The organism is Bdellovibrionales bacterium, from assembly GCA_018266295.1.
Classification (GTDB): Bacteria; Bdellovibrionota; Bdellovibrionia; order Bdellovibrionales; family Bdellovibrionaceae; genus JACMRP01.
In genome coordinates this window covers 877,380-901,563 of the sequence record JAFEAQ010000011.1, presented here as the reverse complement: position 1 = coordinate 901,563, position 24,184 = coordinate 877,380, and the positions used below count along the sequence as shown (strand labels likewise).

The following is a 24,184-nucleotide window of genomic DNA, read 5'->3' as shown; positions in this document are numbered from 1 at the left end:
CTATTTGGCGGCTTCGATAATGTCGTGAGCCGCCTGTTCATAGAAGCCCTGGCTATTCACGATACGTGAGCAGACATTGGCAATCACTGACGCCAGCATCAAATACAAAATCACTTCATGCGAGTTGCTCATCTCGAGCACGAGAATAAACGATGTAAACGGGGTTCGTGTGATTCCCGTCAGGAAAGCCACCATGCCGACCAGGATCATCAGTTTCACACTTGCAAAGCCCATAACCTGGGCGAGAAACTGGCCAAGAGCGGCGCCACTAGCCAGAGCCGGAGCAAAAACCCCGCCGATCACGCCGCCAATGTAAGTAAAGAAGTTACCCAAGATTCTAGCTAGCGGAATCAGCGGACTGCTGACCGCTTCCGGATTGTGAAGCAGATCCGTCATAAAGCTTTTACCTGCTCCGACCGTCGCAGGACCCAAAAGATAAATTGTCAGACTCATCAAAAGGCCGCAAATAATCGTCATACTCAGCTTAAAGGCGAAACTCTTTTTGCCACGCCATTTGGTGACTCGATAGAGGGCTTCAGCAAAACCCGAACCGACGATTCCGACAATGCCTGCGACTAGAATTGTTTGTAAAAGCACTTCCAGCGGAAAGCTTCCGAACTTTGTGTCGCCGAGATAAAGGTAATTACCGAGAAAAAGTTGCGCCAGAATACCGGCAATAATCACCGATTGAAATACCGCTGTACGAACCGCGCTGACGTGAGATTTCGAAAGTTCTTCAATGGCAAATACAATTCCGCCCAAGGGAGTGTTGAACGCCGAGGCCAGCCCCGCGGCACCTCCGGCGAGAATCATGCCTTGCAATTGAGGTTTGGAAAAACGTTTCGGCCAAAATTTAGAAACTTGATAGAAAATGCCCGCCGCAACTTGTAGGGTGGGGCCTTCTCGTCCCGTAACGCCGCCGCCAAGGACACATACGCAAGAGCCCGCAATTTTGGCTAAGATCATTGGAATACTGAGAAATTTTTTAAGCAGGCTTTCGTGAGTGTGTGATGGCGAGGAGGACTCTACGGCGGCGATGACCTGAGGAATCCCACTGCCGATGGCTTCACGTGAAATAAAATATCCTATCAGAAATGACGCCATGATGGCGAGGGGAGCTGTCCAAAGCAAAATCGGATCAGAAGCATGGGCAAGCGCCCACTCCTCGCAAACTTTAAAAAGCTTGTTATAAAAAACTGAAACGATCGCCGTAAGGCCGGCTGCGAACCAGAATGGGAAGTTGAGAGCAAGTTTCTCTCGAGCAGAGAGAACGCGAGGATTCTGCAGGATTTGATGAGGTGTCAGCATTCGAATGAGAATATCACTGACCAAATCGATGCGCATAGCCCTGCGCATCGAAACAGTGCGTTAACACACTTTCAAACTTATTTGCTCGACGATGAGACAGGTTTACGAAAGTGCTTCACAAGCCCGAAGTAAGTGGGGATGAAGGCAACCCCTAGACCGAGCAATGTGAAAAAGATCGGGGCAGAGAAGAAGGCACTGATTGGGTATTCTACACCTTGATGCCAATCGGGGCCCGTACCTGCATAGAAGAAACGTTTGTAGCCGGTGCCATCCCAGCCAACAACTAACACAAACAACATCGCAAAATGACTCCACACTGTTTGCAGGAGGGCGGCGGTCTGCTTTCCTTTGCGGAGGAAGTACCAAGTGACATAGAAACCTAAAATTCCTTGGGTCACATTGGTGACTCCGAATAAGCACACGAGCCAGGCGGGAATCGAGGTGTGGGTTTCTGCAACGAACATTGTTTCCCAGCCAGGGAAAGCCCACAGGAGATACAAGCCTGAGGGTGCAAAGATAATGGCGGTCCATAAAAGGCTCAGTGTAAAGAACTTGTTATTCCAAAAAGAGGTTTCTTTTTTGAGCTTGTTGCCCGCGGCCAGAGCCAAACCGGCACTCAAACCATACGACCAAAAGATGTCGACTTGAACCATTTACTAAACTCCTCGAGTGAGACCATTACCTCTAGCTTTGGCCTAAGCATTGCTATTAAGATAACCGGCTATTGCCAGGCCCACCCTAGGGATTATCATAGGGTCCTACGCTGTCAAACTCTTGGGCACCGAAGTAAAAGATTCAATTCTCGGGAGAGATTATGAAACTGTATGGATTCTTAATAGTTTTGCTGCTCGGACTGGGTCAGGCTCAAGCTAAAACGATTCTGATCTCAGATATCGATGATTCAATAAAGAATTCTCACGTTTTAAATACGACGGATTCTCTTTTTAATGCTGGAAAAATTCAAAACCTCGTACTCGGGATGAATGCACTATATGAGGCTGTCTCACATACGGAGCCTGATATAAAGTTCTATTATGTGACCAATGCACCGAAGTCTTTCATGGAAACAAATCATCGCGACTTCTTGAAGTACAATCGTTTCCCAAAGGGGAGCCTCCGGTTGCGTGAAAGCCTTTTTCAATCAGATTTTAAAGTGACCGAGATTCGTAAAATCTTGAAGGCAGAAAAGCCGGAGTTCGCGATTCTTGTCGGTGATAACGGCGAGAAAGATGTTTACGTGTATGAACAAATTGTTAAAGAATTTCCGAATACTTTGTTCCTGACTTACATTCGCATTGCCTATTCTGTGTGGAGTAGCGATGAGAGGGGGGTAGCGCTCCGGCCTGGTCAAACAGGTTTTGTGACCGCGCTGGACCTGATGCTTCAATTACGTCACGAGGGTTTTGTCGCTCCTGCAGATGCTGCAAATTTTGTAAGTGATTTCGTAACAGTTTACGCCACTGAAGTTGAAACGAATGTTGATGGGAGTCAGGCCTTCCCAGGATGGTCTGACTGTCGTGATTTTAAATGGACAGCACCGGACTCCGAAGCACGTTTAACTCCGGGATATATTGCTGCAAAAGGGAGAATTGAAGAGCGCTGTACGATTGCTCCGTTCGAGTACTAGACCTTCAGCGCGTTGATTCCAGGGTTTTGCGGGCGTACCTTTAAAGTATGTCTGTTCGTAAAATGGCTATCTCATTTCGCAGTTTTCTGAATCACCCTGGAAAAGTCGCCGTCGTCTGTATGGTCTTTTTCGCGACAACGTTGATGATGAATGGGTTGTTGTGGCGTTTGTGGGGACTGCACCGAGATTTCGAAAGATTGACGGTTGAAATCACCGGAACAAAATCTGATATCGAAAAACTCAATGGACAGCTTAAGCAAGCGAAAGACCCAAGCTTTATCGAACGCCAAGCTCGCGATAAATTAGATCTTGTGAGCGAAAAGGACCTCGTCTTCGTATTCCCAGAGCAGTAAGCGCTGCAGCATTTTTATTGCAGCGTCACGTGCCAGAGACCTCCTATAAAACTAGGATGTGAGCTCTAAATTTTCTGATTTTTTGAATGAAATCAGGGAGGTTATACAGATGGCTTCGAATACAACCGACGTTTCTAGCACGTTTAACAAGGATGCGATTAAGTCTCTTCGCCTCCGTCTTGGCTGGAGCCAAGCGGATTTGGCTCGTCGTCTTTCTTGTGCTTCAACAGAAGTAGAGTTGTGGGAAAACGGTTCGGGTTCTCCAGCAGCGAAATTCCTTAGCGAATTATTTTTGATCGAAAAACAAGCCGATGCTTGCAGCCACGAAGTTCATGCTTCACCACTTGCTGAAACTCTGTGCGATAAAAAAGCACTTGGTCAGATTGAATTCTCTGAAATCAAAGAAGATATTGAATAGCCTCTAAGAGTCCAATATAGGTAAATCCATGAAAAAGAAGATTTACCTCGTTGATGTGAGCTCGATGTTCTTTCGCGCTTACTACGCTATTCGTCCACTCACAACTCCAGCGGGAGTTCCAGTTAACGCCGTCTACGGTTTCTTGTCGATGGTGACAAAGCTCTTTAAAGAGGAAAAACCGGATTACATGGTTTTTACTTACGATCGTAAAGAGCCTTCTTTCCGTAAAAATCTTTATGCCGAATACAAAGCCAATCGCACAGCGATGCCCGATGATTTGGCCGTGCAAATTCCTTACATCAAAAAACTCGCAGACTATCTTGGGATTCCAGCCCTCGAAGTTCCTGACTACGAGGCCGATGATATTATCGGAACACTTGTTCACCTTGGTTTGAAACACCACAACGAAGTGGTGATTGTCAGCGGTGATAAAGATTTTGGTCAGCTGATTCAAAAGCATGTTGTGCTATTTGATACGATGAAAGACGTGAAGTACGACGAGGCCGGCGTTCTTGAAAAGTGGGGAGTTCCACCAGAGAAGTTCATCGATTATCTCGCGATTATGGGTGATACCTCGGACAATGTGCCTGGTGTGGACGGTATCGGTCCGAAGGGCGCACAAAAGCTTTTGCAACAATTCGAGTCGGTTGAAGACATCTACGAAAATATCGACAAGGTCGAGCCCAAAGGCATCCGTGAGAAGTTGATCAAGTCGAAAGACAATGCATTCTTGTCTAAGAAGCTCGTGACGATTGCGACAGATGTACCTCTGAGTGACAACTTTGAAGACTACCACTTGAAGCAAATTCAAGCCGACAATCTTCGTGCGCTTTTACAGGAGCTGAATTTCAAATCATTTGAAAAGACTTTGCTCGGTGATAATGGTGGCTCCGGCAACTTGCACGACAGCATTCACGGCAATAAGCCCAGTGCTGCTGCAACGGGCGAGCCTGTTGAGGTGAAAGAGCCTGTGGCTCATCCTAAGAAAAACCAAGAAGTTGAAGTTCCAGGCGAGATCAAGATCTCTACGTTGAACTCTGAAGTCATGGAGAAGGTTGAAAAGTATCTTCATCTTAAAGAAACTGCGATCAGTGCGGACGCTTTGTTAGAGAAGCTTCACAGTAAAGATTCTCTGTGGGGTTTTGCGGATGAGCGCGGCTTATTCATCGGCCGTGATCTTGAGCTTTGGGCTGTCGAGGGCAGTTATGAAACGCTCGGTCCTGGCACGGATGCAAAACAAATTCAGTGGTCCGGTTTTGATCTGAAAACATTCTTCCATCAAATTAAAGCAGAGCATCCGAAGGTTGCATGGGATTCTTCGTTGGCAGCGTACGTTGTGCGCGCCGGTGACAGCACGGACTTCGGTGATATCTATAAGAAATTTATCGGCGCGGCTTTGCCTGAGTTCGCAACACCTGCGCAGCTTTATAAAGCTCACGTCGAGTTACAGCATGTCTTGCAAGACCGCTTGGGACTTTTTGGCGGCGAGAAAATCGTAAAAGAGCTCGAGTTGCCATTAGTGCCCGTGCTTTTGCGTATGGAAAACAAAGGCATTCGTATCGACGTCGAAGCTTTGCAAATTCAATCGGCGGAACTCACAGAAGAAATCGCCGCCCTGGAGAAAGAGATTCATCATTTAGCTGGTGAATCCTTCAATGTCGGTAGCCCGAAACAGCTCGGTGTGATTCTGTTTGAAAAAATGAGTCTGCCATCGGGAAAGAAAACTAAAACCGGTTATTCAACCGGTGAAGAGGTGCTGGAAAAGATCGAGCATCCGATTGCAAAAAAGATTTTGCAATGGCGCGAGCTTTCGAAATTGAAATCGACCTATGTAGATGCATTACCGGAAATCATGATGCCGGATGGACGTGTGCATACGAGCTTCAATCAAGCTCTGACAACGACGGGTCGCCTTTCAAGCACACAGCCGAATTTGCAGAACATTCCAATTCGCACTGAGCGCGGTCAGCGTGTTCGTCAGGCTTTTATTGCCGATAAAGGTAAGAAGCTGCTTTCGATGGACTATTCACAAATTGAATTGCGTATTTTGGCGCATATTTCGGATGATCCAGGCTTGCAAAAGGCGTTCCGCGAAGATTTGGACATCCATGCGGCAACAGCGGCTGAGATTTTTAACGTTGACCTCAAAAATGTGACAAGCGATCAGCGCCGAAGTGCCAAAGCGGTGAACTTTGGTATTGCATACGGCCAAGGGGCTTTCGGTTTGGCGGAAAACCTCGGCATTCCGAATAAAGAAGCAAAAGAGATCATCGAGCGTTACTTCGCAAAGTTTGCAGGAGTGCGTGAGTACATCAATAACACTGTGAAGCTTGCGCATGAAAACGGCTACGTTGAAACTTTGTTTGGACGCCGTCGTTATATCGAAGAGCTGAACTCGAAGAACCCAATGCTTAAGAAGTTCGGAGAGCGCGCTGCCATCAATGCGCCCATCCAGGGGACGGCGAGTGATCTTGTGAAAAAAGCGATGATCGACATTGGCGCGAATGTGCCAGTTGATATGCTTTTACAAGTACATGATGAATTGATTTTTGAGGGAACAGAGTCTGTTCTTCAGGAGAATGTTTCTGCGTTGGTTACGATCATGGAGAATGTGATGCAGTTGAAAGTTCCGCTCAAAGTGAACTACGCGATTGGCAATAATTGGGACGAGGCGCACTAAAGCGCTTTATCCTCGTCTGCCGTTCGGATCAGCCCTCCGTGGCTGTGTTTCCCGAAAACTCGGGCCTCCTGCCCTCGGCCCCTTGCAGGGACTGAAATTTTCGGGAAAGCTTTGAGGGGACGGGATACGTGCTTCTGTCCGTCATTACTTAATGAACGTTGCTAACCCCAAACGTCTTCACCGCCCGACGCGAGTTATGCGCTCTGCAAAGCAGCTGCAGATTCCCTAGATCATCATTTCCACCAAGTGCCACGGGATTAATATGATCTAATTCCAAAGCCTGCTTAGACCGACAACGCTTTTGACTTTGAGGATCCTGATACTCACAGCAAGCTTCGGCTCTTTGCCAAATCGCTTTTTTAATTGAGACTTTGATGTATTTTCTTTGTGCCACTACCTTCGGCGCCGATGGTGGTGGTGCAGCATTGGTTTTGTCTTTTGGCGTAGTTTCCAAGAGCCCGAGTTTTTTCTTTTTATACTGAACCGCTTTTTCTAGTAAGAACACTAAGACTGAGCCATTGCTAGAATCTTTTAGTTCATGGGCATAGAGATTTCTAAATTCCGCTAACAGTTCCTGATGCTCTTTAGATAAATTTACTTCAAATTTTTGAAACTCTTCTCCTAATAAACTAGAGGCCTGAGGTCCGTGAAAATTCTCAGTCAAAAGAGCTGGCTGATGGGACCTCCCCACAAGCTCCTTTTCAACTTCGCGGGTGGATTTATCCGTAAGCTCTGAAATCATCTCAAGCTTCTGCTCTTTTGTGAGCGGATGCGAGGCCGCTTTTTCCAGGCGTAAAAAGCTCTGAATCTTAGAGAGATTCGTAACATTTAAAGCACCCGATTCAAGTTTGTTTTCAATTTCAGGAAGCTCTGTGAGAAGTCTTGCAGACGTGAGCCGTCGCTGAGTTTCCCCTTCAGAGAATTTAAGCTTTTGAACGCAGTACTTATGCATTGAGGAAAAGCCTAAATCAACAAAGAGTCTTCGCACTTCCACTTCACGCAAATGCCGAAGTAGCAAAACTGAATTTTTACGATGCTCACTTGCTAAGAGGTCTATTTGTGCAAGGAGGTTTTTATCTGAAAGCTTTTTAATATCTTCATCAATCTGGTAGCTGATGTGTTTCATTATATTTCTTTCCTTTCATAAGAAAGGCTATTTGCTTCTTGCGACAAAAGCCTTCTTGTAAAGGAAGATAACATGGGTTTTATAGATGAGATTTTTCTCTCTAAAACTCGTTTATAGAGGAAATTGCAAACTAGACAAGTCCGATCTCACTACAAGCGTAAAAACCTTTTATAGAGAAAATAGAGTTCAATACAGGCTTCAGAAATCGTCTAACTACATCTGCAATTTATCGAATGAAAACTCACCCAAAACCCTGTCAAATGAATTATTTCTCGTTTATAAAATAATGCATCACCGCCATCGGCGCCGGAGGTGATGGGCTGGTTTCATAAAGTAGCGGCGCCGGAGGTAACAACGCGAAGGCGAAGAGATTATACTATGGCGGAGTCAGACGCGGTTACTCTGTATCCCAGCCGACAACGCGGCCACCTTCGAAGTACACCAAACGCTTTTGCTGATGGAAGCCGTCAGAGCCAGGGACGTTGCGCAGGTATCTCCAGCGCTCGTTTTTGTAAACCGGGTTGCCTGAAACTTCGACGGCGATCGGGTCGCCCCAAGCGCGGCGAACATATTCCATCGGCATGCCCACAGCGATATCTTGTGAATCAATCAGCTCTTTCATCCGCGATGCCGGAACGCGGGCACGGCTCCAGATATTGTTACGATTAATCCATGCTTGGCGTCCTTCGAGGGACGGAATATTCAGCAAATCGATTTTTTCCGAGTCGTCTTTGAGCCACGGCAGAACTTTAGAGTACTGCTCTTTTGCCTGACGTGAATCGAGAGTCTTTTCGAGTTCGCGCAATTGCCGGCGTTGTTGAACCTGCAGAGCTTCTTCGCCCGACATATTTGAAGGATTAAAACCCATTTCATAAGCCGTTCGAGTTGTTTCTGAATCCGTGCCGCCACTAGAAACCTGAGTGGAACTGTAAGTCGTCACCACTTTAGGCGTGCGGTTCGCATAACCGCTGTTCACGGATCTCTGAAATTGAGCGCAAGCGCCCAAGGCCAATGGCAAAATAACCAGCAAAGAGTAGGACTTCATGAGATTTCTCCTCTTAGATAGTTTAACCGTGGTAGGGCTGGATTAGAATATTCTTGCGAGTGGCAACCTCCATTCCTTACAATAGTCAGGTATCTACAAGGAAAAAAATGGCTAACCCGACAGATCAAAGCCCGACAAAGGACCAGGCGGAAGACCAAGAAGGCGATTTGAGTTTAGAACAACTCGAAAGCATGATCTTGGCTGAGGCGCCGGATTTTGCCGAAGACTTGAAAAGCGTTAAGTCATTGCCCTCCGACGGCAGCATCGATTTGGATGTCGTCGACAATGGTCAGCTGATCCCTTCGGATGAAAATCCATGGCATCACCCGATCGGGCTGCGCAAGTTCCTTGTAATGATCATGCCGTTTCTACCGAAGCTTTGGGATTTTCAGCATCATTTTTTCTCGAATTTGTATTTGTATCGCACCCGCACGCAGGCCTTCGTTCGCGAACTGGGGCCACGAACTGTGCAGGGGTTAAAATCCGGCGGTAAAGCGACTGTTGAAATTTCTAAGCAAAAAATCACAAGCTTTAAAAGCCTGACTTGGCCGTTAAAGATCGTCGCCATTTGCTTGATCATCGCCTGCGGATTTACGGTGTTCTTTGTTTATCGAAGCGCAACTCACGGGGTTTTACCGGGTGACGAAGAGTTCTTGATAGCGAGCCTCGAAGAGTGGTCGGCGCAAGCTTACAAGTATGATCCTGAAACGGAGATGGATTCTTTCTACGATTCTCCGCGCACGATTCAAAACATCATGTCGTTGCCAAAAATGATTGTGAATATTCGGCCTTCGCAAGGATCGGGCCCGAACCCCATGGCCGCCATGGAGTTTTTTTTAGAAGGTCTTAGTCCAGAAGCCATTGTCGAGGTGAAAGACCGCGAAACCGAGATTCGCGATCTTTTTCAAAGAACTTTGGAAGAGATGAGCTATAGCGATCTTGATTCGGCTGAAGGCAAGCAGCAGTTGACTGAAAAACTACGGCAGACTCTGAATATGAATCTGACGAAGGGGAAAATCCGCCGTGTTTTCATCAAAGAACTGGTTTTGAAACCTTAGTTAAAGATCTCATCCACTTTATTCCTATACAGTTTTGGATCGACTTTATACTGACGAAGGCGATCGTTGAGAGTGCTTTTCGGCATTTTTAGATCCATCGCGGTCTTTCTTTGATTGCCTCTATTTTCCTGCAGTTTTTTTAAAATGATCTGCTTTTCGACTTCTTTAATGACAGAAAGTCGTGAGGCACCGTATTCCTCAGTCATAGGCGTATGCACCGTAGAGCTTCTAAGAAGTTTAGCGGCCCGATCAAGATCAATTTGCTGTTGTGGAAAGACAGCCGCCGCGCGAGAGACCAGGTTTCTGAGCTCGCGAACATTGCCAGGCCAAGAATGCATCTTCAGTTTTTGAATCGCATCAAAAGAAAAGCGCACACGCATTTGCTTGGCAAAGCAGTTCAGTAAATCTTCAAAGTCTTCAGAGCGATCTTTGAGTTGCGGCACTGAAACAGAAACGACGTTCAAGCGAAAGAAGAGATCTGAGCGGAAAGTGCCGTCGCTGATTTTGAGCGACAGATTCTGATGGGTCGCCGCAATCACGCGAATATTTGTATTCACGATTCGATCACTGCCGACGGGACGAATTTCATTGTTCTCAAGCGCTCGGAGGAGCTTTGCCTGTAAGTTGAAAGGCAGGTCGCCGATTTCATCTAAGAACAGAGTGCCGAAGCGGGCGCTTTCGAAAGCCCCTTTGCGGTCATTAATAGCACCGGTGAAGGCTCCTTTCACATGGCCGAAGAGCTCGCTTTCAATCAGTGTTTCTGTCAGAGCGCTGCAGTTGACACTGACAAAGGCGGCGTGCTGGCGTGAAGAGCATTGATGAAGAGCCTGAGCTAAGACATCTTTGCCGGTTCCGGAAGGTCCCAGTAAGAGAACCGGAAAATCGGTTTGGGCGACATTTTTCAGACTTTGCAGCTCGGCATTCCATAAAGGATTGCGGCTGGTCAAAGGAAAGAAATCCGGTGAGTTGTTGTGAGGAAGCTCCTCTTGGTCGGGTGGGTTTGTTATCGTTGAGTTTTCTAACATACGTTCTCCTTGATTTGGAAAGGCTTTTCCAAAAAGTGGACCAATTGCAGAGTGCGATAATTTTGATTTGAGCTCGCTCCGGACACGGGATTCTTATTTTCGAGAACGCATCGTCTTAAAATTTAGAATTTGGAATCATTTCCGAGTTCAGGCAGGATACCTGTATGCGACTCGCCACCCGAGAAGAAATCTACAGCATCGATAAAGCCGCCGCCGACGAGTACGGACTGAGTTCGTCTCTTCTGATTGAAAAGGCCGGGGCTGCCTTGGCCGGAGCTTTTGAAAATATTTTTCGACAGCGAGGGTGGCTACGGGTTTTGCGCATCGGTGTGTGGTGTGGCCCTGGCAATAACGGAGCGGACGGCCGGGTGATGGCGCATCTTTTGCGTGAGAAGGATTTTCGCGTCGAAGTTCTTCAAGGAACTGCATGGAAAACAACTGATTACGACATTATTGTCGATGCCCTTTTTGGTGTGGGACTGAATCGCCCGATTGAAGGCGAGCTGGCAAAGAAAATTGAAGAACTCAATCAGGCCGATTGCACGGTGATTGCTTTGGATATTCCGAGTGGTCTTGATGCCAATCGCGGTGTTATTTTGGGTGCGTGTGTAAAGGCAGCATGGACTTTGACTGTCGCGCCGGCAAAACCGGGTTTATTTTTGCAAGAGGGGCCGGCGCAGAGCGGGCGTATTCGCAGTCTTCAGATCGGCTTTCCGCCAGAGCTATTACGAGCTAAAGCTTCGAGTGTTTTTTTGATCGGTTCTGCCAGTGCCAAGAAGCTTTTGCCATCGCGGAGACTGACTTCAAATAAAACCAGTTTCGGGCATCTGCTCGTGATCGCAGGGTCGCAAGGGATGGAGGGCGCGGCACTTTTAACCAGCGAGGCTGCGGCACGCATGGGATGCGGCTATGTGACGTTGTGCTCACCTAGCAAAAGCGTCTGGCAGAAGGCACGTCCGGATTTCTTAAATCTTTCGCTGACGGATTTTTTTAAGAGCGATTTGAAAAAATATAAAGCGGTCGTTGTAGGGCCCGGCCTCGGTGTTAACAAACAGACCGAGCAGATCCTCGTGCACCTCTATAAACATCATGACAAGGTGCTGGTGGATGCCGGCGCGCTCACTGTGCTTGCGCAAAAGCCTCTGGGCCTGTTGCCGGAGGGCTGGATTCTGACTCCGCATGCGGGGGAACTCTCGCGTTTTGTGGGAACTCCTGCAAAAGAGCTTGAAGCCGATCGATTGCAGGCGGTTGCAAGCGCACAAAAACAGCTGGGCGGCATGGTCTTGCTCAAAGGCTTTCGCACGGTTCTCGGGACTGCGGTTGGAAAATACATTATCGGCTCAGGAAATGTGGCGCTCGCCAAAGCCGGAAGCGGCGATGTTTTAAGCGGTTTTATAGGCTCTTTGATGGCTCAAGGCCTGCCTACGGATCGAGCAGGTGTCCTCGGGGCCTATCTCCATGGCAGAATAGCTGATGACTGGCTCCGTCGAGGTCACTCCAGCCGCACTTTAATGGCCTCAGATCTTCCAGAATTGATTGATGCGAGTCTGACAAGTTTGAAAAAGGGACGCTGATAGACTAGGATCTGATCATGCCTGGAGCCGTCAAATTCATCAAAAGTGCTGTTCTTCCCCAAGATTACCCAAAAACCGGTAAAAAAGAGATCGCCATCGCTGGCAGATCCAATGCGGGTAAGAGTTCCTTCCTCAATGCCATTGCCAGAAGCAAAATTGCGAAAGTCAGTAATACTCCTGGAAAAACGCGTTTGCTGAATTTCTTTAGCCGTGGTGACAGCTATGTTTTGGTGGATATGCCGGGTTATGGTTTTGCGGCTCGTTCGGGCGACGAAATGCGCGAATGGCATACGATGATTGAAAACTACCTCAGCATGCGTGAAGAGCTTGCGGGCTTGGTGCTCGTGATGGATTCCCGCCGTGAATGGACCGAGGACGAAGAGCTTTTGAAAGCTTACACCGATTCCCGCGGTCTTCCGATGGCGGTTGTGCTGACGAAATCGGATAAACTCACTCGTAATGAAATCAATCAAGCGATTTCTAAAATGAAAAAAGCGGCGGGAACTGAAGCCGTGTTTATGACCTCGGCGCTGAAGAATATCGGCCAAGAGGAAGTCGAAGAGTATCTCTACGAAAACTGGGTGAAGAATCAATGAAGTTTATAGGTGTTATTCCTGCTCGTTACGCCTCGACTCGATTCCCAGCAAAACCACTCGCTCTTCTTCAAGGAAAACCCATGATCCAATGGGTGGTTGAAGGCGCGAGAAAAAGCAAACTCCTCTCTGACATTATCGTTGCCACTGATCACGACGATATCCGCAAGGTGGTCGAGGCGATTGGTTGTAAGGTCGCGATGACGGATTCAGATTTACCGTCAGGCTCAGATCGTATTCATGCTGCCACGAAAGCGTTGGATTTCGATGTCGTCGTGAACATTCAAGGTGATGAGCCTTTGGTGAGCGGTGAATTGATTGATAAACTCGCGGGGCTGTTTAAAACAGATTCTACATTGGATATGGCGACACTGGCTCATCCGATTTCTTTGGAAGAGTTGGAATCACCAAATGCCGTGAAAGTGGTTTTAAATCATAAAGACGAAGCTTTGTATTTTAGCCGCTATGCGATTCCGTATTCTCGTGTGAGGGGAGCTCAGGCTCCGGCGCTGACGGGTTGTCTCAAGCATATCGGAATGTATGCTTATACTAAAAAATTCCTGAAAACTTTCTGTGAGGCAATGCCTGCGGAAATCGAAGTGGCGGAAAGTCTCGAGCAATTGCGTGCGCTTTATCTCGGTGCAAAAATCAAAGTTTTACGTGTCAAAGAAGCAAGCCTTGGAGTGGATACGCCAGAGGATCTGGCGAAACTGGAAAAAATAATGAGGGGGAACTAATGGCTGTTAAAACCACAAAAAAGATTTCAACGACCAAGTCGACGAAAAAGAGACTTCAACAGAAGTTCATTTTTGTAACAGGTGGTGTGGTTTCCTCTATCGGTAAGGGTTTGACGGCGGCGAGCTTGGGCTCTTTGCTGGAAGCGCGCGGCGTGCGCGTAACGATCATGAAATTTGACCCTTACTTGAATGTGGATCCAGGTACCATGTCTCCGCTACAACACGGTGAAGTGTATGTAACAGATGACGGTGCTGAGACAGATTTGGACTTGGGTCACTATGAACGCTTTACCAGTGCGGTGATGTCACGCTCAAACAGCGTTTCAACCGGTCAGATTTACGACACGGTTTTGAGTCGCGAACGCCGTGGTGATTACCTCGGTGGAACTGTGCAGGTCATTCCGCATATTACTGATGAAATCAAAGCCCGTGCTCAAGAAGCCGCTCAAGGTACAGAAGTTATTATCGTCGAAATCGGCGGAACTGTCGGGGATATCGAAGGTCAGCCGTTCCTTGAAGCTATCAGACAGATGCGCAGTGAACTCGGCGAAGATAATTCCGTGTTGGTGCACGTCACTTACGTTCCGTACATCGCCGCTGCCGGTGAGTTGAAAAGCAAGCCGACTCAGCACTCGGTGAAAGAGTTGCGTATGATCGGTTTGCAACCTGACTTCTTGGTTTGTCGTAGTGAAAAGCCGATTGATGACGGACTTAAGAAAAAAATCGGTTTGTTCTGCAGCGTAGAGCCTCAAAACGTTATTGCCGCTCAAGATTCTAAATTTATCTACGAAGTTCCGCTGGCTTTGCATGCAGAAGGTCTTGATCAGCTGATTGTCGAAAAGCTGCAGCTCTCTTCAGCCCGTCCTGATTTGAGCGGTTGGAAGAAGATTGTGAAAGTTCTGCAAAATCCAAAGAAGAACGTCACGATCGGTGTTGTTGGTAAGTATGTGGATTTGAAAGAATCGTATAAGTCTTTGAATGAGGCGATCGTTCATGCGGGGATTGCCAATAACTGCAAAGTGAACATTGTGTATGTCGACTCTGAAAAGATCACAGATAAAAATGTGGTTCAATATTTGGGTGATGTTGACGGCGTGCTTGTTCCAGGCGGCTTCGGCGCGCGTGGAGTTGAAGGCAAGATCTCGGCGATTAAGTTTGCGCGCGAAAGACAGGTTCCATTCTTCGGTATCTGCTTCGGTATGCAGCTGGCGTCGATCGAGTTTGCGCGCAACGTGTGCGGAATCCAGGATGCCACAAGCCACGAATTCTTTACTGACGATAAGACTCGTAATTATGTGATCGACACCATGGTTGAGCAGCGTGGAAATGTGAATAAGGGCGGAACGATGCGCTTAGGGGCGTTCTCATGCTCGTTGGCAAAGGGCAGTACGGCCTATGATGTGTATAAAAGTTCCCTGATTTATGAACGCCACCGCCATCGTTACGAGTACAATAACAAATATCGTGCTTTATTCGAGAAAAAGGGTATGAATGCCACCGGGATTTGCAAAGAGAGAAATCTGGTTGAGATCGTCGAGTTGGTGGATCATCCTTGGTTTGTTGGGGTTCAATTCCACCCTGAATTTAAGTCGAAGCCGTTGGCTCCGCATCCGCTCTTCACTCATTTCGTGAAAGCGGCGTTAAAAAGAGGTTCTGAATAATGAGTTCTAAGATCATCGAGCAAGGTCTGCAAGTTTTGGAAATCGAAGCCAATGCTATTTTGGCTTTGAAAGAGCGTTTGAAAGACGGATTTGAAACCGCTGTTAAAACGATTCAAGCCTGCGAAGGTAAATTGATCGTCACGGGTATGGGAAAGTCCGGACAGATCGCGCGCAAGCTCGCCAGCACCTTTTCTTCGACGGGAACTCCCGCAGTTTTTTTGCACCCTGCAGAGAGTGCTCACGGTGATCTTGGGATCATTCAAAATGGCGATGTGATTTTAGCTTTGAGTTATGGTGGCGAGGCTCCAGAACTTGCTCCTATATTGGCATTCGCCCTTCGTAAGGATATCGCAGTCATTGCGATTACCGGTAATGTGAATTCGACTTTGGCAAAAGCGGCGAAGGTTGTTTTGAATGTGTCAGTGTCAACGGAAGCGTGTCCTTTGAACCTTGCACCGACGGCAAGTAGCACTGCATCTCTTGCCATGGGTGACGCGATGGCAATGGCAGTTTTGAATGAAAAAGGTTTTTCTCCGGAAGAGTTCGCTGAGTATCATCCGGGCGGAAGTCTGGGATACAGACTTTTGACCAGAGTGAAAGATGTCATGCACACTGGTGATGCCTTGCCTTTAGTCCAGCTGGACACTCCAATGCGCGAAGTATTTTCTATCATGACTCATAGAAATGTTCGCGGAACTGCTGGGGTCTTGGATAACAACGGCGATCTTCTTGGTGTGATCACGGACGGTGATATTCGCCGTCGCCTCGATAAAAGTCCTGATCCATTCACAGGAACCGCGAAAGACTTGATGACAACGAATCCGCGCGGAGTTGATGCCAACGAACTTGCTGAAAAAGCGCTCTTCTTGATGGAGCAATTTCGCATTCAGATTCTTTTTGTCTTTGATAAGAATAGCGAACATCCAAAACGTCCAGTCGGAATGTTGAATTTCCAAGACCTGTTGAGAACGAAAGTTCGATAAACACCCGGGTGACGAAGGTCGAGTTAAGTCATTGATAACCTTGCCGTCTTGTTGAATTTTTTTCACAATGACACAGATGGCTTCAAAACTCAGTAGTTTGCAAAACATTAAGATGCTCGTCCTTGATGTGGACGGCGTGTTGACAGATTGTCGACTTTGGATGGACTCCAATGGTGAATGGAAAAGATTTTTTTCTATTCGTGATGGTGTCGGTATCAAGCGTCTTATTGAATCCGGCTACAAACTTGCAGTGATCACTGGCAGCAAAGCTGAAGATATTCGTCAGCGTGTGAAGAATCTCGGCATCCAATACTTCTACGAAGGTGCCGGAGACAAAGTCCCATCATTCATTGATTTGCAAAAACAATCTGGTTTGAAGCCAGAGGAAATGGCTTGTGTCGGCGACGACATTTTCGACATTCCTCTGATTCAGGCGGTGGCTTTCGGAGCGACAGTTCCAGAGGCCGTAGAAGAAGTTATTGAAGAAGCAGATTACGTAACAAAAAGGCCTGGCGGCAACGGAGCTGTCCGCGAGGTATGTGATTTGATTTATAAACACGGAGCCTTTTCATCATCAGGACGGTCATAAATGATTAAGAACGCACTCAAAGGATTGAGTCTATTCTTAGCGGCCTTTCTCTTACAGAGAGTCGCTTTTGCAGCTGAAGTCGTAGAGCTTCCAACGGAAGAACTCGCGCAGGAATCGGTCTATCCGGTTTTTGATAAACCAGTCAGCGTGAAGAACAGAAACGTCAACACTGCCGGCCACTTTGAAATTGGCGCATACTACGGTAATGCTTTGACGGAGCCGATCTTCAACGTCAGCAAATTCGGCTTTGCCGGTTACTATCACTGGTCTGAGGAGCATGCGATCGGTGTTCTCTTTGAAAGCAACGCTTCGGGTTTGAGCAAGTACGGTGAGCAGTTGAAAGACGTTCCGGGATCTTCCGGCGGTAACATTCATCTTGATTTCACTCGTGCGCCAGCTCCTCAGTCGACTTTCATGGCTGACTACAACTTCAAAGCTTTCTACGGCAAAATGAGTTTGAGTAAGAGCATCGTGTTCAACTTGAGCACGTTCGGTTCGGCTTCTGCTGGGTTTGTAAAATATCAGAACAAAACTTATCCAGGGGTTGCAGCGGGTCTCGGTCAGAAGTTTTATCTGACAAGACAGCTCAGCTTGCGTTGGGACCTTCGCATGTTCATCAACAATGCGCCGATCCCGTTCTATCAAGACAGTGCTCAGTACACTTTGAATCCGAACAATCCGGGCGGCAAAAAAGCACCTCCATATGATCAGTTTGCTGAACGTATCACTTACACGACCAATTTAGATATTGGTCTTGCTTACATGTTTTAAGGATGGAGCCGATGAAGATGCACTTTAAAACACTTTTCATGACAGCAATGATGGGCCTCCTGGCAAGTCACTCCGCATGGGCGCAAGATGGCGGCGGCGCAGGGATCGGTGACGATTTGAACGTAATCGAGATGGAGTTGGATAAAACAGCTCCGAAAGCCCAACCGAGTTACGCTCCGGGCGCGCAAACTCAAAAAATGGATGCCGCTGAAGATCGCGCGGAAGCTCAGCAGAACAACAAGCTGACGGACTTCTCGGGTTTGACGAAGTTGCAGCCGTTCAGCGAGATCTCGGTAATCCAAAAACGTTTCTTGCCTAAAACAGGTCGTTTCCAGTTCACAGGCGCATTCACGACGATCACGAACAATCCTTGGTTCTTGACGGCGGGTGTGTCTTTGAAAGCGGCATACTACCTGACGGAAGCTTGGGGTGTTGAGGGAACTTACACAACAATGACAAGTTCTCAAAGACAGTCTGCTCAAGAACTCCATGATAACAACGCCGTCAGCGCCGACAGCTTCGGTTTCCCGAAAAATTATATCGGCCTTGATGCGAAGTACACTCCGTTCTACGGCAAGATGACTTGGCAAAATAAGAAGATCGTTCCTTTTGAGCATTACTTCACCTTCGGCGGCGGTAATACATCTGTCAGCACAGGCGGCAGCGGCTTCACGATTCACGTTGGAACGGGCGAGAACTTCGCTCTTTCTAAGCGCTTCTCTGTGAACTGGGACTTTAGCATGATGAACTATTCAGCGAAATCTACAGACGGAACAACACAAAGCTTTAGCGATTTGCTTCTGACTGTGGGCATGAGTTTCTTCTATCCGGAGGCTACTTACCGATGAGAAAATTTATCACAACTATCTTAGCAGTAGGTATTTTGGCTCCAGCAGCTTACGCAGCCCAGCCAGTCAGACGTGCGGCTCCTCAGCAGCGTCGTGGCGGATCTCCTTCAGTGGTGGCAGCCCCGCAAGCGAAGAACTCGCCGCTTCGTCAGCAAGTGAATCAAGCTTTGGCTCTCGCAAAAGGCGGGCAGTATGAAGCGGCTTCAAATGCTTTGTTCCAGCTGGCTCGCCGCTCGGAGCTTCAAGCAGAACGTCCACAACTCAAGTACGTACTTGGTTTGATGTTGATGGAAATGAAGCTGAATCAAGTTGCGGCCTTCCAGTTCGTGGATGTCATCCGTATGGGTAACAGCCGCTATGTGAAGAACGCGATCGAGAAGCTTTCAATTGTGGCCGATAACCTCGGCGATGATACTTTGTTGAATTACGCAGTTTCGAAAGTGGACTTGAATGACTTCCCAGCGGGCAGCCGTGACATGTTGTACTTCCGTATCGGTGAGATCAAAATGAAATCCCGTGAGTTCGCGAAAGCCGCTGAGTTGTTCTCGAAAGTAAGCTCTGGCAGTCGTTACTACAATCAAGCTCTATTCCAACGTGGTTTGGCGGAGCTTGAAGGTAATCAAGTTGATATGGCTCTTCAAACCTTCCAGGCTTTGCTCGCTTCTCGTGACAATGCGCCGGTAACGGATACCAACCGCGTTGCTGCGCAAATCGCAATCGCTCGTGCTTTGTATCAAAAGCAAGATTGGGATGGCGCGATCGAGGCCTATGCACAGGTCCCTCGTGACCACTTCTTGTGGCATGATGCTTTGTTTGAATCTTCATGGGCTATGTTGCGTGCGGCTCGCTTCCGTTCCGTGCTTAGTAACTTCCAGTCATTGCATTCAAGCTACTATGATGACTTCTACATTCCTGAGTCCTTGCTCCTTCGCTCAATTGTTTATTTGTACATCTGCAAATACGACGAGATGGAAAAGGTCTTAAGTCTGTTTGAGAACACGTATGGTCCGGTTCGTGCGAAGATTGGTGATTTTATCCGCGCCAATACAGATGCGATGGAATACTATGTGGAAATCGAAAAAGGCCAACAGATAAAGAAAACCGACAAGAACGTGCCTTTGAGACTCCCTTACAACGTGATTAAGAGCATCTCTGAAGAAGGTAACGTGAAACGTTCCCTCTACTACATCAAGCGTCTGAATGATGAAAAGGCGAAAATTGATGCGAACCCTGGTTTCAGAAATACTCCGGTTGGCCAATACGCTTTGAAAGTTGTTAATAACCGTCAACGCAACGCTAAACTCGCAGTGGGCGATATGGCGAAGGCTCACATGCTGAACATGCGTGTTGAGTTGCGTGACTTGTACGAACAAGCCGGCTTCATCCGTTACGAGATGATCAACGGTAAAAAAGAAGGCTTGAAAATGAAGTTGGCGGGTAAGGACCTTCCAGCAGAACAAATTGACGACAAAATCGACCGTACTTTCTACGTGCAGAACGGCTATGAATACTACCCATTCCAGGGTGAGTACTGGTTGGATGAAATCGGAAACTACCATTATTTAGGTAAACAAAGTTGCGAGTAATTTATGATGAATAAAAAGAACCGACTTGTTATTTCGTCCTTAGTTCTTAGCATGACCCTGGGTGCCGCTCAGGGTGCGCTTGCACAGACTAGTACCAATAATAAGAAAAAGAAGAAAGTCGTACAAACGACAACGACTCGCCGAGTGGCCCCTGCCGCTGCTTCAGCTTCGCAAGCGGCCGGCAAGAAAACCGTCGGTCAGTTGCTGAATCAGATCAGTACTGAGAGCCGTGGTGCGAACGTACAAATGCAAAAGGGTGATACGGCACTTCCTGAGTTCGGTTATAGCTTTAAACCAAGCCAAAACACTCACAACCTTGAAGCGGTCAAGCCACCTCGTTCATCCGAGATCTTGCAAAGCCGTGGCGGTGGTACAAAGGCTGAGTACGAGCGTGTTTTGGATCAGCAGATCCAAGAGCTTTATAAGTTAACTCAAAGATTTAAAAACAGCCCGAACCGCGGTGAATTGTGGCTTCGTTTGGCTGAGTTGTACGTAGAAAAAGCGGGTATCGTTGATGCGCGTAAACAAGATGCGTACGATCAGCAGTTGGCTGATTTCAAAGCCGGCAAAACTAAAATCAAACCTGTTTTGAACACAGCTGAAGCAAAAGACTTCAATCGTCGTGCAATTCAATTGTATGAGTGGTTCGAGCGTGACTTCCCTAAAGACGAAAAGATGGACCAAGCGTTGTTCTTCCTTGGTTACAATTATTTCGAAATGGGCGATACGCATAAAGGTGCTGAGTATTATCAGCGCTTAAATAAGCAATTCCCGAATAGCCCCTTCGTGGGCGAGTCGCATTTCTCGCTGGGTGAATACCACTTCGAGAACGAGAAATGGGCGGATGCTTACAAAGAATATACTTACGTAATCAAAGACAAGAAGCACCGCTTGAACACGTTCGCGTTGTACAAAGGTGCATGGTGTTTATTCCGTTTGGGTAAAACGCAACAATCGTTGTCTTATCTCGAGTACATCATCAAGTCTGCGAAATACGAGCAAGAAGCAAGTTCTCAAAGCCGTCGCGCGGTTAACAAAAACCGTCTTGAGCAAGAAGCACTTCGTGACATCGTGATCTTCTACGCCGAAGCAAGACCTGCGTCTGATGCGACGGCATATTTCCGCGGACTCTTGGGCGACGCTGATATTGTTCCTTATCTTGAAAAGCTCGCGTACTACTACTCTGACAAGGGTGGTAAAGATGATGCCCGCGACGTCTTTAAGATGTTGATCGGCGAGCGTCCGGACAGTCCAAAAGCTTTCGACTGGCAATATCAGATTGTTCAGAACTACTTCTACGCGAAGAACTCTCCGAAGTTCCGTGAAGAGCTCTACATCTGGATTAAGAACTTCGCACCTAATAGTCCTTGGTACGAAGCGAATAAAGCCAATAAAGAGCTGATCGATAACTCTTTCAAAATGCGCGAAACAACTTTGCGTAACTATGTTTTGCAACAACATCAGACTGCGCAGAACTCTCACGCAGCGGGCCCTATGAAGGCCGCGTATGAAGGTTACGGATTCTATCTCGAAGAATTCGGTGCTTCTCCGCAGGGTGCAGATATGCACTTCTACTTTGGTGAGTTGCTCTACGATATGAAACGTTATGACGAAGCTGCAGTACAGTATAAGTGGCTCGTTGATAACTCGCCTCAGAGCAAGTTTGCTGATAAAGCGGCCGCCAATTTGATCTTGGCTCTTGAAAAATCGGTTCCTTCCGATGCTGAGTTGCAAAAACGTGTCGCAAATACTTTGGAACCACAACCGTTGGATCCTAAGGTAGAGCGCTTCATTAAAGCCAGCCAATGGTACATTACGAAGTTCCCTAAGTCTGAAAAGGCTCCAGAGATCAAGTTCCGTATCGGCCGCTTGTACTACATGCACAATCAGTTCGATGAATCGACGAAAGTTTTCCGCGAAATCGTTCAGATCTATCCAAAGACGAAGTACGCGGAATACTCTGCCAATCTTTTGCTCGATACCTACAACTTGCGTAAAGACTACGCGGGTCTCGAGAAAGCCGGTGCGGAGCTCCTCGCGGTTCAGTCGATCGCTAGCTCTAAAGTGGGCGCCGACATCAAAAACGTGATGGAGAAAGCAAGCTTCAAAAAAGGTCAGGATCTCGAGGTTGAGAAGAAGTACGGTGAATCCGCTCAAGCTTTCGAAACTTTTGCGAAGACCAACCCACGTTCTGAGTTGGCAACAACGGCGATCTTCAATGCCGGCGTCAACTATGAGCGTGCAGGTATGATTCCGGCAGCGATCGCGATGTACAACCAAGTTTTGAAGTCCGGCGATCCTAAAATGGAGTCTAATAAACCGAAAGTACGTCGATTGCTCGCGAAACTTTATCAGGACACTGGAAACTTTGAAGAAGCAGCAAGATTGTACAAACAAGCTGCGACCGAGAATCCAAAAGATCCATTGGCTCCTAACTTTATTTACAATACGGCTCTCTTAAACGAAGCCTTGGGTAAGAACGATGCAGCTATTCATTCTTATGAAGAGTTCATCAAGATGGCTAAGAGAAAGAGTGAGACCAGTGATGCTCTTTACTCGGTGGCGACAATGCACCGTAAGGCAAACCACTTAAGCATCGCAATTGATAAATACAAAGATTACTTGAGCTCTGGCGCTGCAAACCCAGAGAAAGTGATCGAGGCTCACTATTGGATTTCAGACATGATGAAGCGTAAGCGCCAAATCTCTGAATCTGAAGCTTGGGCTAATAAGACGATCGCGGTTCAAAGACGTCTTGGCGGCGAAAAGAAACTGGGCGCTCAATGGGCTGCTAAGTTGAAGTTCGCAGACGCTTTGAAAACATTTGCTGAATACAAGCAAGCTCGTATTTCTGCAAATCCAGCAAAGCAAAAGGAAACTCTGGATAAGAAGATCGCATTGCTCGGTAAGCTCAATAAAGAACTTGCTGATGTGATCAAGTACGATGCGGCTGAAGAGATCGTCAGCTCATTGTCACTCTTGGGTGAGTCGAACTTGCACATGTACGAAGCTATCATGGCCGTACCTGTTCCATCCGGTTTGAATGCTGAAGAGACGAAGCAATATAAAGCGGGTGTTGAGCAGATGTCTTCGCCGTTCGTACAAAAGGCGAAAGAGAGCTTTAAGCTTGCTGTCGATCGCGGCTGGGAACTTCAGGTTTATAACGATGGTTACCATATTGCGATGGACCAATATTCAAGACTGCAACCGGGTGCGTACTACAACAACGGTGAACAGGCTTCTGACGTAAGAATTATTAACTGGATGGCACAATGATGAAAAAGATTGTCCTAACTTTAGCAATAAGTGGTTTGCTGGCAGCCTGCGGATCTTCGCCAAAACAAAAAGATGGCGGTGAAGAAGGCTATAGCCCTGTCGCTTCCGGTAGTGGCGGATCTGGCTCTTCTGGCAGCTTTGATATGGGTGACGATAGCGGTGCGGCGGCGGCTCCGGCTAAAGCTTCTCAAAATTTTGCTCAGTCTGCAAAAGCAGCCCCGCCAACGACAGCGGCTCAAGGCCAAGCTGTTAGCCAAGGTGCTTTGGTTGACGCAATTAAGAGTCAAAATGACGAGCAGATCTTTAGAGTTGCCGGTCAGCTTTTAACGCAAAATCCGAATGATGTGAAAGCAATCAACGCGATGGCAATGTACTACTTCAAAAAAGGTAAGATCGATGCCACGAAGTATTTGTTGAACAAGGCAATCGCAGCGAATCCAAATGCCGGTGAAGCCTACAGCAATATGGGTTTAGTACACTTGGCTAATAATGAGCCACGTGATGCAATCATGGCTTTCCGTAAGGCTTTAGATATCAACTCTAACGACAGTATCGCCGCTGCGAACGCGGGCTCGATTTACGTCGCGGAGAAGGACTACAACAAAGCGGCCTCTGTTCTTTCAGTCGCTTATAACGGTGGTGTCCGTGATGCTAAAACTATGAACAACTACGCTGTGGCTTTGACAGCTGTCGGAAAGTTCGACGAGGCAAGCTCGATCTACCAAGCGGCGATGAAGGAACAAAATAATAATCGAGAGTTGCTCTTGAATTATGCTATTCTTCTTATAGATCACATGAACAAGTACAAAGAGGGCATGGACGCTCTGAACAGACTTAAGTTCGTAGGTCCTCCTTCAGAGTCCCGTAACCGCATAATTGCTTTGGAAAACAAAGCAAAAGCTGGTTTAAAATAGGAAGAGGGGGAA

The 24,184-nt window shown here is 47.3% G+C and carries 21 protein-coding genes; 16 read left to right on the top strand and 5 right to left on the bottom strand.

Annotation, left to right across the window (positions count from 1 at the left end; all coding sequences use genetic code 11):
• Both JSU04_13130 and JSU04_13125 read right to left on the bottom strand, forming a co-directional pair.
• Nucleotides 1–1,344, bottom strand: a complete 1,344-nt coding sequence (locus tag JSU04_13130) for a chloride channel protein (protein MBS1971245.1) — start codon at nt 1,342–1,344, stop codon at nt 1–3.
• Between the two features lie 41 nt (nt 1,345–1,385).
• On the bottom strand, nt 1,386–1,961 hold the full coding sequence (locus JSU04_13125; GenBank protein MBS1971244.1) for a hypothetical protein: 576 nt from the start codon (nt 1,959–1,961) through the stop codon (nt 1,386–1,388).
• Between the two features lie 161 nt (nt 1,962–2,122).
• On the opposite strand from JSU04_13125, the gene JSU04_13120 reads away from it, so the two are divergent.
• From JSU04_13120 to polA, 4 genes are all read left to right on the top strand, one after another.
• Entirely contained in the window at nt 2,123–2,935 is an 813-nt protein-coding gene (locus JSU04_13120) for an App1 family protein (protein MBS1971243.1), read from the top strand.
• A 47-nt stretch (nt 2,936–2,982) separates the two neighbouring features.
• Nucleotides 2,983–3,288, top strand: coding sequence for a septum formation initiator family protein (locus JSU04_13115; protein ID MBS1971242.1), 306 nt, complete (start codon nt 2,983–2,985; stop codon nt 3,286–3,288).
• Nucleotides 3,289–3,397: 109 nt separating this feature from the next.
• Nucleotides 3,398–3,706 (top strand): helix-turn-helix transcriptional regulator, encoded by a 309-nt coding sequence (locus JSU04_13110; GenBank protein MBS1971241.1) that lies wholly within the window; start codon nt 3,398–3,400, stop codon nt 3,704–3,706.
• A gap of 28 nt (nt 3,707–3,734) precedes the next feature.
• On the top strand, nt 3,735–6,386 hold the full coding sequence (gene polA / locus JSU04_13105) for a DNA polymerase I (GenBank protein ID MBS1971240.1): 2,652 nt from the start codon (nt 3,735–3,737) through the stop codon (nt 6,384–6,386).
• Nucleotides 6,387–6,534: 148 nt separating this feature from the next.
• Here polA and JSU04_13100 read toward each other — a convergent pair whose 3' ends face one another.
• Complete coding sequence (locus JSU04_13100; GenBank protein MBS1971239.1) at nt 6,535–7,512, bottom strand: HNH endonuclease; 978 nt, start codon at nt 7,510–7,512, stop codon at nt 6,535–6,537.
• A 397-nt stretch (nt 7,513–7,909) separates the two neighbouring features.
• Nucleotides 7,910–8,557, bottom strand: a complete 648-nt coding sequence (locus tag JSU04_13095; GenBank protein ID MBS1971238.1) for a hypothetical protein — start codon at nt 8,555–8,557, stop codon at nt 7,910–7,912.
• Between the two features lie 107 nt (nt 8,558–8,664).
• Between JSU04_13095 and JSU04_13090 the strand changes: the two genes are divergently transcribed.
• On the top strand, nt 8,665–9,615 hold the full coding sequence (locus JSU04_13090; protein MBS1971237.1) for a flagellar basal body-associated FliL family protein: 951 nt from the start codon (nt 8,665–8,667) through the stop codon (nt 9,613–9,615).
• Here JSU04_13090 and JSU04_13085 read toward each other — a convergent pair.
• Complete coding sequence (locus JSU04_13085; GenBank protein ID MBS1971236.1) at nt 9,612–10,640, bottom strand: sigma-54-dependent Fis family transcriptional regulator; 1,029 nt, start codon at nt 10,638–10,640, stop codon at nt 9,612–9,614. The two genes, JSU04_13090 and JSU04_13085, sit on opposite strands and share 4 nt — an antisense overlap.
• Nucleotides 10,641–10,804: 164 nt before the next feature.
• Here JSU04_13085 and JSU04_13080 point away from each other — a divergent pair, with 164 nt between their 5' ends.
• The 11 genes from JSU04_13080 to JSU04_13030 all read left to right on the top strand — a co-directional run bounded on the left by JSU04_13080 (nt 10,805) and on the right by JSU04_13030 (nt 24,172).
• A complete protein-coding gene (locus JSU04_13080; protein MBS1971235.1) occupies nt 10,805–12,214 on the top strand; it encodes an NAD(P)H-hydrate dehydratase in 1,410 nt (469 codons plus the stop codon).
• 17 nt (nt 12,215–12,231) lie between these two features.
• The gene (gene ysxC, locus JSU04_13075) at nt 12,232–12,810 is read left to right on the top strand and encodes a ribosome biogenesis GTP-binding protein YsxC (GenBank protein ID MBS1971234.1); all 579 of its coding nucleotides are present in this window, start codon (nt 12,232–12,234) and stop codon (nt 12,808–12,810) included.
• Nucleotides 12,807–13,544 carry a 3-deoxy-manno-octulosonate cytidylyltransferase gene (gene kdsB / locus JSU04_13070; GenBank protein ID MBS1971233.1) on the top strand — a complete coding sequence of 246 codons (738 nt, stop codon included), beginning with the start codon at nt 12,807–12,809 and terminating at the stop codon, nt 13,542–13,544. Before ysxC ends, kdsB begins: the two co-directional genes overlap by 4 nt.
• Nucleotides 13,544–15,205, top strand: coding sequence for a CTP synthase (locus JSU04_13065; protein ID MBS1971232.1), 1,662 nt, complete (start codon nt 13,544–13,546; stop codon nt 15,203–15,205). Before kdsB ends, JSU04_13065 begins: the two co-directional genes overlap by 1 nt.
• A complete protein-coding gene (locus JSU04_13060) occupies nt 15,205–16,188 on the top strand; it encodes a KpsF/GutQ family sugar-phosphate isomerase (protein MBS1971231.1) in 984 nt (327 codons plus the stop codon). The genes JSU04_13065 and JSU04_13060 overlap by 1 nt, the downstream gene beginning before the upstream one ends.
• 76 nt (nt 16,189–16,264) lie before the next feature.
• Nucleotides 16,265–16,777, top strand: a complete 513-nt coding sequence (locus JSU04_13055; protein MBS1971230.1) for an HAD hydrolase family protein — start codon at nt 16,265–16,267, stop codon at nt 16,775–16,777.
• A complete protein-coding gene (locus tag JSU04_13050; GenBank protein MBS1971229.1) occupies nt 16,778–17,548 on the top strand; it encodes an outer membrane beta-barrel domain-containing protein in 771 nt (256 codons plus the stop codon).
• An 11-nt stretch (nt 17,549–17,559) separates the two neighbouring features.
• The gene (locus JSU04_13045; protein ID MBS1971228.1) at nt 17,560–18,396 is read left to right on the top strand and encodes an outer membrane beta-barrel domain-containing protein; all 837 of its coding nucleotides are present in this window, start codon (nt 17,560–17,562) and stop codon (nt 18,394–18,396) included.
• A complete protein-coding gene (locus JSU04_13040; GenBank protein MBS1971227.1) occupies nt 18,393–19,982 on the top strand; it encodes a tetratricopeptide repeat protein in 1,590 nt (529 codons plus the stop codon). Before JSU04_13045 ends, JSU04_13040 begins: the two co-directional genes overlap by 4 nt.
• Before the next feature lie 51 nt (nt 19,983–20,033).
• A complete protein-coding gene (locus JSU04_13035) occupies nt 20,034–23,258 on the top strand; it encodes a tetratricopeptide repeat protein (protein ID MBS1971226.1) in 3,225 nt (1,074 codons plus the stop codon).
• The gene (locus tag JSU04_13030; GenBank protein MBS1971225.1) at nt 23,255–24,172 is read left to right on the top strand and encodes a tetratricopeptide repeat protein; all 918 of its coding nucleotides are present in this window, start codon (nt 23,255–23,257) and stop codon (nt 24,170–24,172) included. Before JSU04_13035 ends, JSU04_13030 begins: the two co-directional genes overlap by 4 nt.
• The last annotated feature ends 12 nt before the right edge of the window (nt 24,173–24,184 follow it).

Excerpts from the sequence above, each read along its gene's own strand:
- JSU04_13130 (MBS1971245.1), bottom strand. The coding sequence starts at position 1,344 with ATGCGCATCGATTTGGTCAGTGATATTCTCATTCGAATGCTGACACCT.
- JSU04_13125 (MBS1971244.1), bottom strand. The coding sequence starts at position 1,961 with ATGGTTCAAGTCGACATCTTTTGGTCGTATGGTTTGAGTGCCGGTTTG.
- JSU04_13120 (MBS1971243.1), top strand. The coding sequence starts at position 2,123 with ATGAAACTGTATGGATTCTTAATAGTTTTGCTGCTCGGACTGGGTCAG.
- JSU04_13115 (MBS1971242.1), top strand. The coding sequence starts at position 2,983 with ATGTCTGTTCGTAAAATGGCTATCTCATTTCGCAGTTTTCTGAATCAC.
- JSU04_13110 (MBS1971241.1), top strand. The coding sequence starts at position 3,398 with ATGGCTTCGAATACAACCGACGTTTCTAGCACGTTTAACAAGGATGCG.
- polA (MBS1971240.1), top strand. The coding sequence starts at position 3,735 with ATGAAAAAGAAGATTTACCTCGTTGATGTGAGCTCGATGTTCTTTCGC.
- JSU04_13100 (MBS1971239.1), bottom strand. The coding sequence starts at position 7,512 with ATGAAACACATCAGCTACCAGATTGATGAAGATATTAAAAAGCTTTCA.
- JSU04_13095 (MBS1971238.1), bottom strand. The coding sequence starts at position 8,557 with ATGAAGTCCTACTCTTTGCTGGTTATTTTGCCATTGGCCTTGGGCGCT.
- JSU04_13090 (MBS1971237.1), top strand. The coding sequence starts at position 8,665 with ATGGCTAACCCGACAGATCAAAGCCCGACAAAGGACCAGGCGGAAGAC.
- JSU04_13085 (MBS1971236.1), bottom strand. The coding sequence starts at position 10,640 with ATGTTAGAAAACTCAACGATAACAAACCCACCCGACCAAGAGGAGCTT.
- JSU04_13080 (MBS1971235.1), top strand. The coding sequence starts at position 10,805 with ATGCGACTCGCCACCCGAGAAGAAATCTACAGCATCGATAAAGCCGCC.
- ysxC (MBS1971234.1), top strand. The coding sequence starts at position 12,232 with ATGCCTGGAGCCGTCAAATTCATCAAAAGTGCTGTTCTTCCCCAAGAT.
- kdsB (MBS1971233.1), top strand. The coding sequence starts at position 12,807 with ATGAAGTTTATAGGTGTTATTCCTGCTCGTTACGCCTCGACTCGATTC.
- JSU04_13065 (MBS1971232.1), top strand. The coding sequence starts at position 13,544 with ATGGCTGTTAAAACCACAAAAAAGATTTCAACGACCAAGTCGACGAAA.
- JSU04_13060 (MBS1971231.1), top strand. The coding sequence starts at position 15,205 with ATGAGTTCTAAGATCATCGAGCAAGGTCTGCAAGTTTTGGAAATCGAA.
- JSU04_13055 (MBS1971230.1), top strand. The coding sequence starts at position 16,265 with ATGGCTTCAAAACTCAGTAGTTTGCAAAACATTAAGATGCTCGTCCTT.
- JSU04_13050 (MBS1971229.1), top strand. The coding sequence starts at position 16,778 with ATGATTAAGAACGCACTCAAAGGATTGAGTCTATTCTTAGCGGCCTTT.
- JSU04_13045 (MBS1971228.1), top strand. The coding sequence starts at position 17,560 with ATGAAGATGCACTTTAAAACACTTTTCATGACAGCAATGATGGGCCTC.
- JSU04_13040 (MBS1971227.1), top strand. The coding sequence starts at position 18,393 with ATGAGAAAATTTATCACAACTATCTTAGCAGTAGGTATTTTGGCTCCA.
- JSU04_13035 (MBS1971226.1), top strand. The coding sequence starts at position 20,034 with ATGACCCTGGGTGCCGCTCAGGGTGCGCTTGCACAGACTAGTACCAAT.
- JSU04_13030 (MBS1971225.1), top strand. The coding sequence starts at position 23,255 with ATGATGAAAAAGATTGTCCTAACTTTAGCAATAAGTGGTTTGCTGGCA.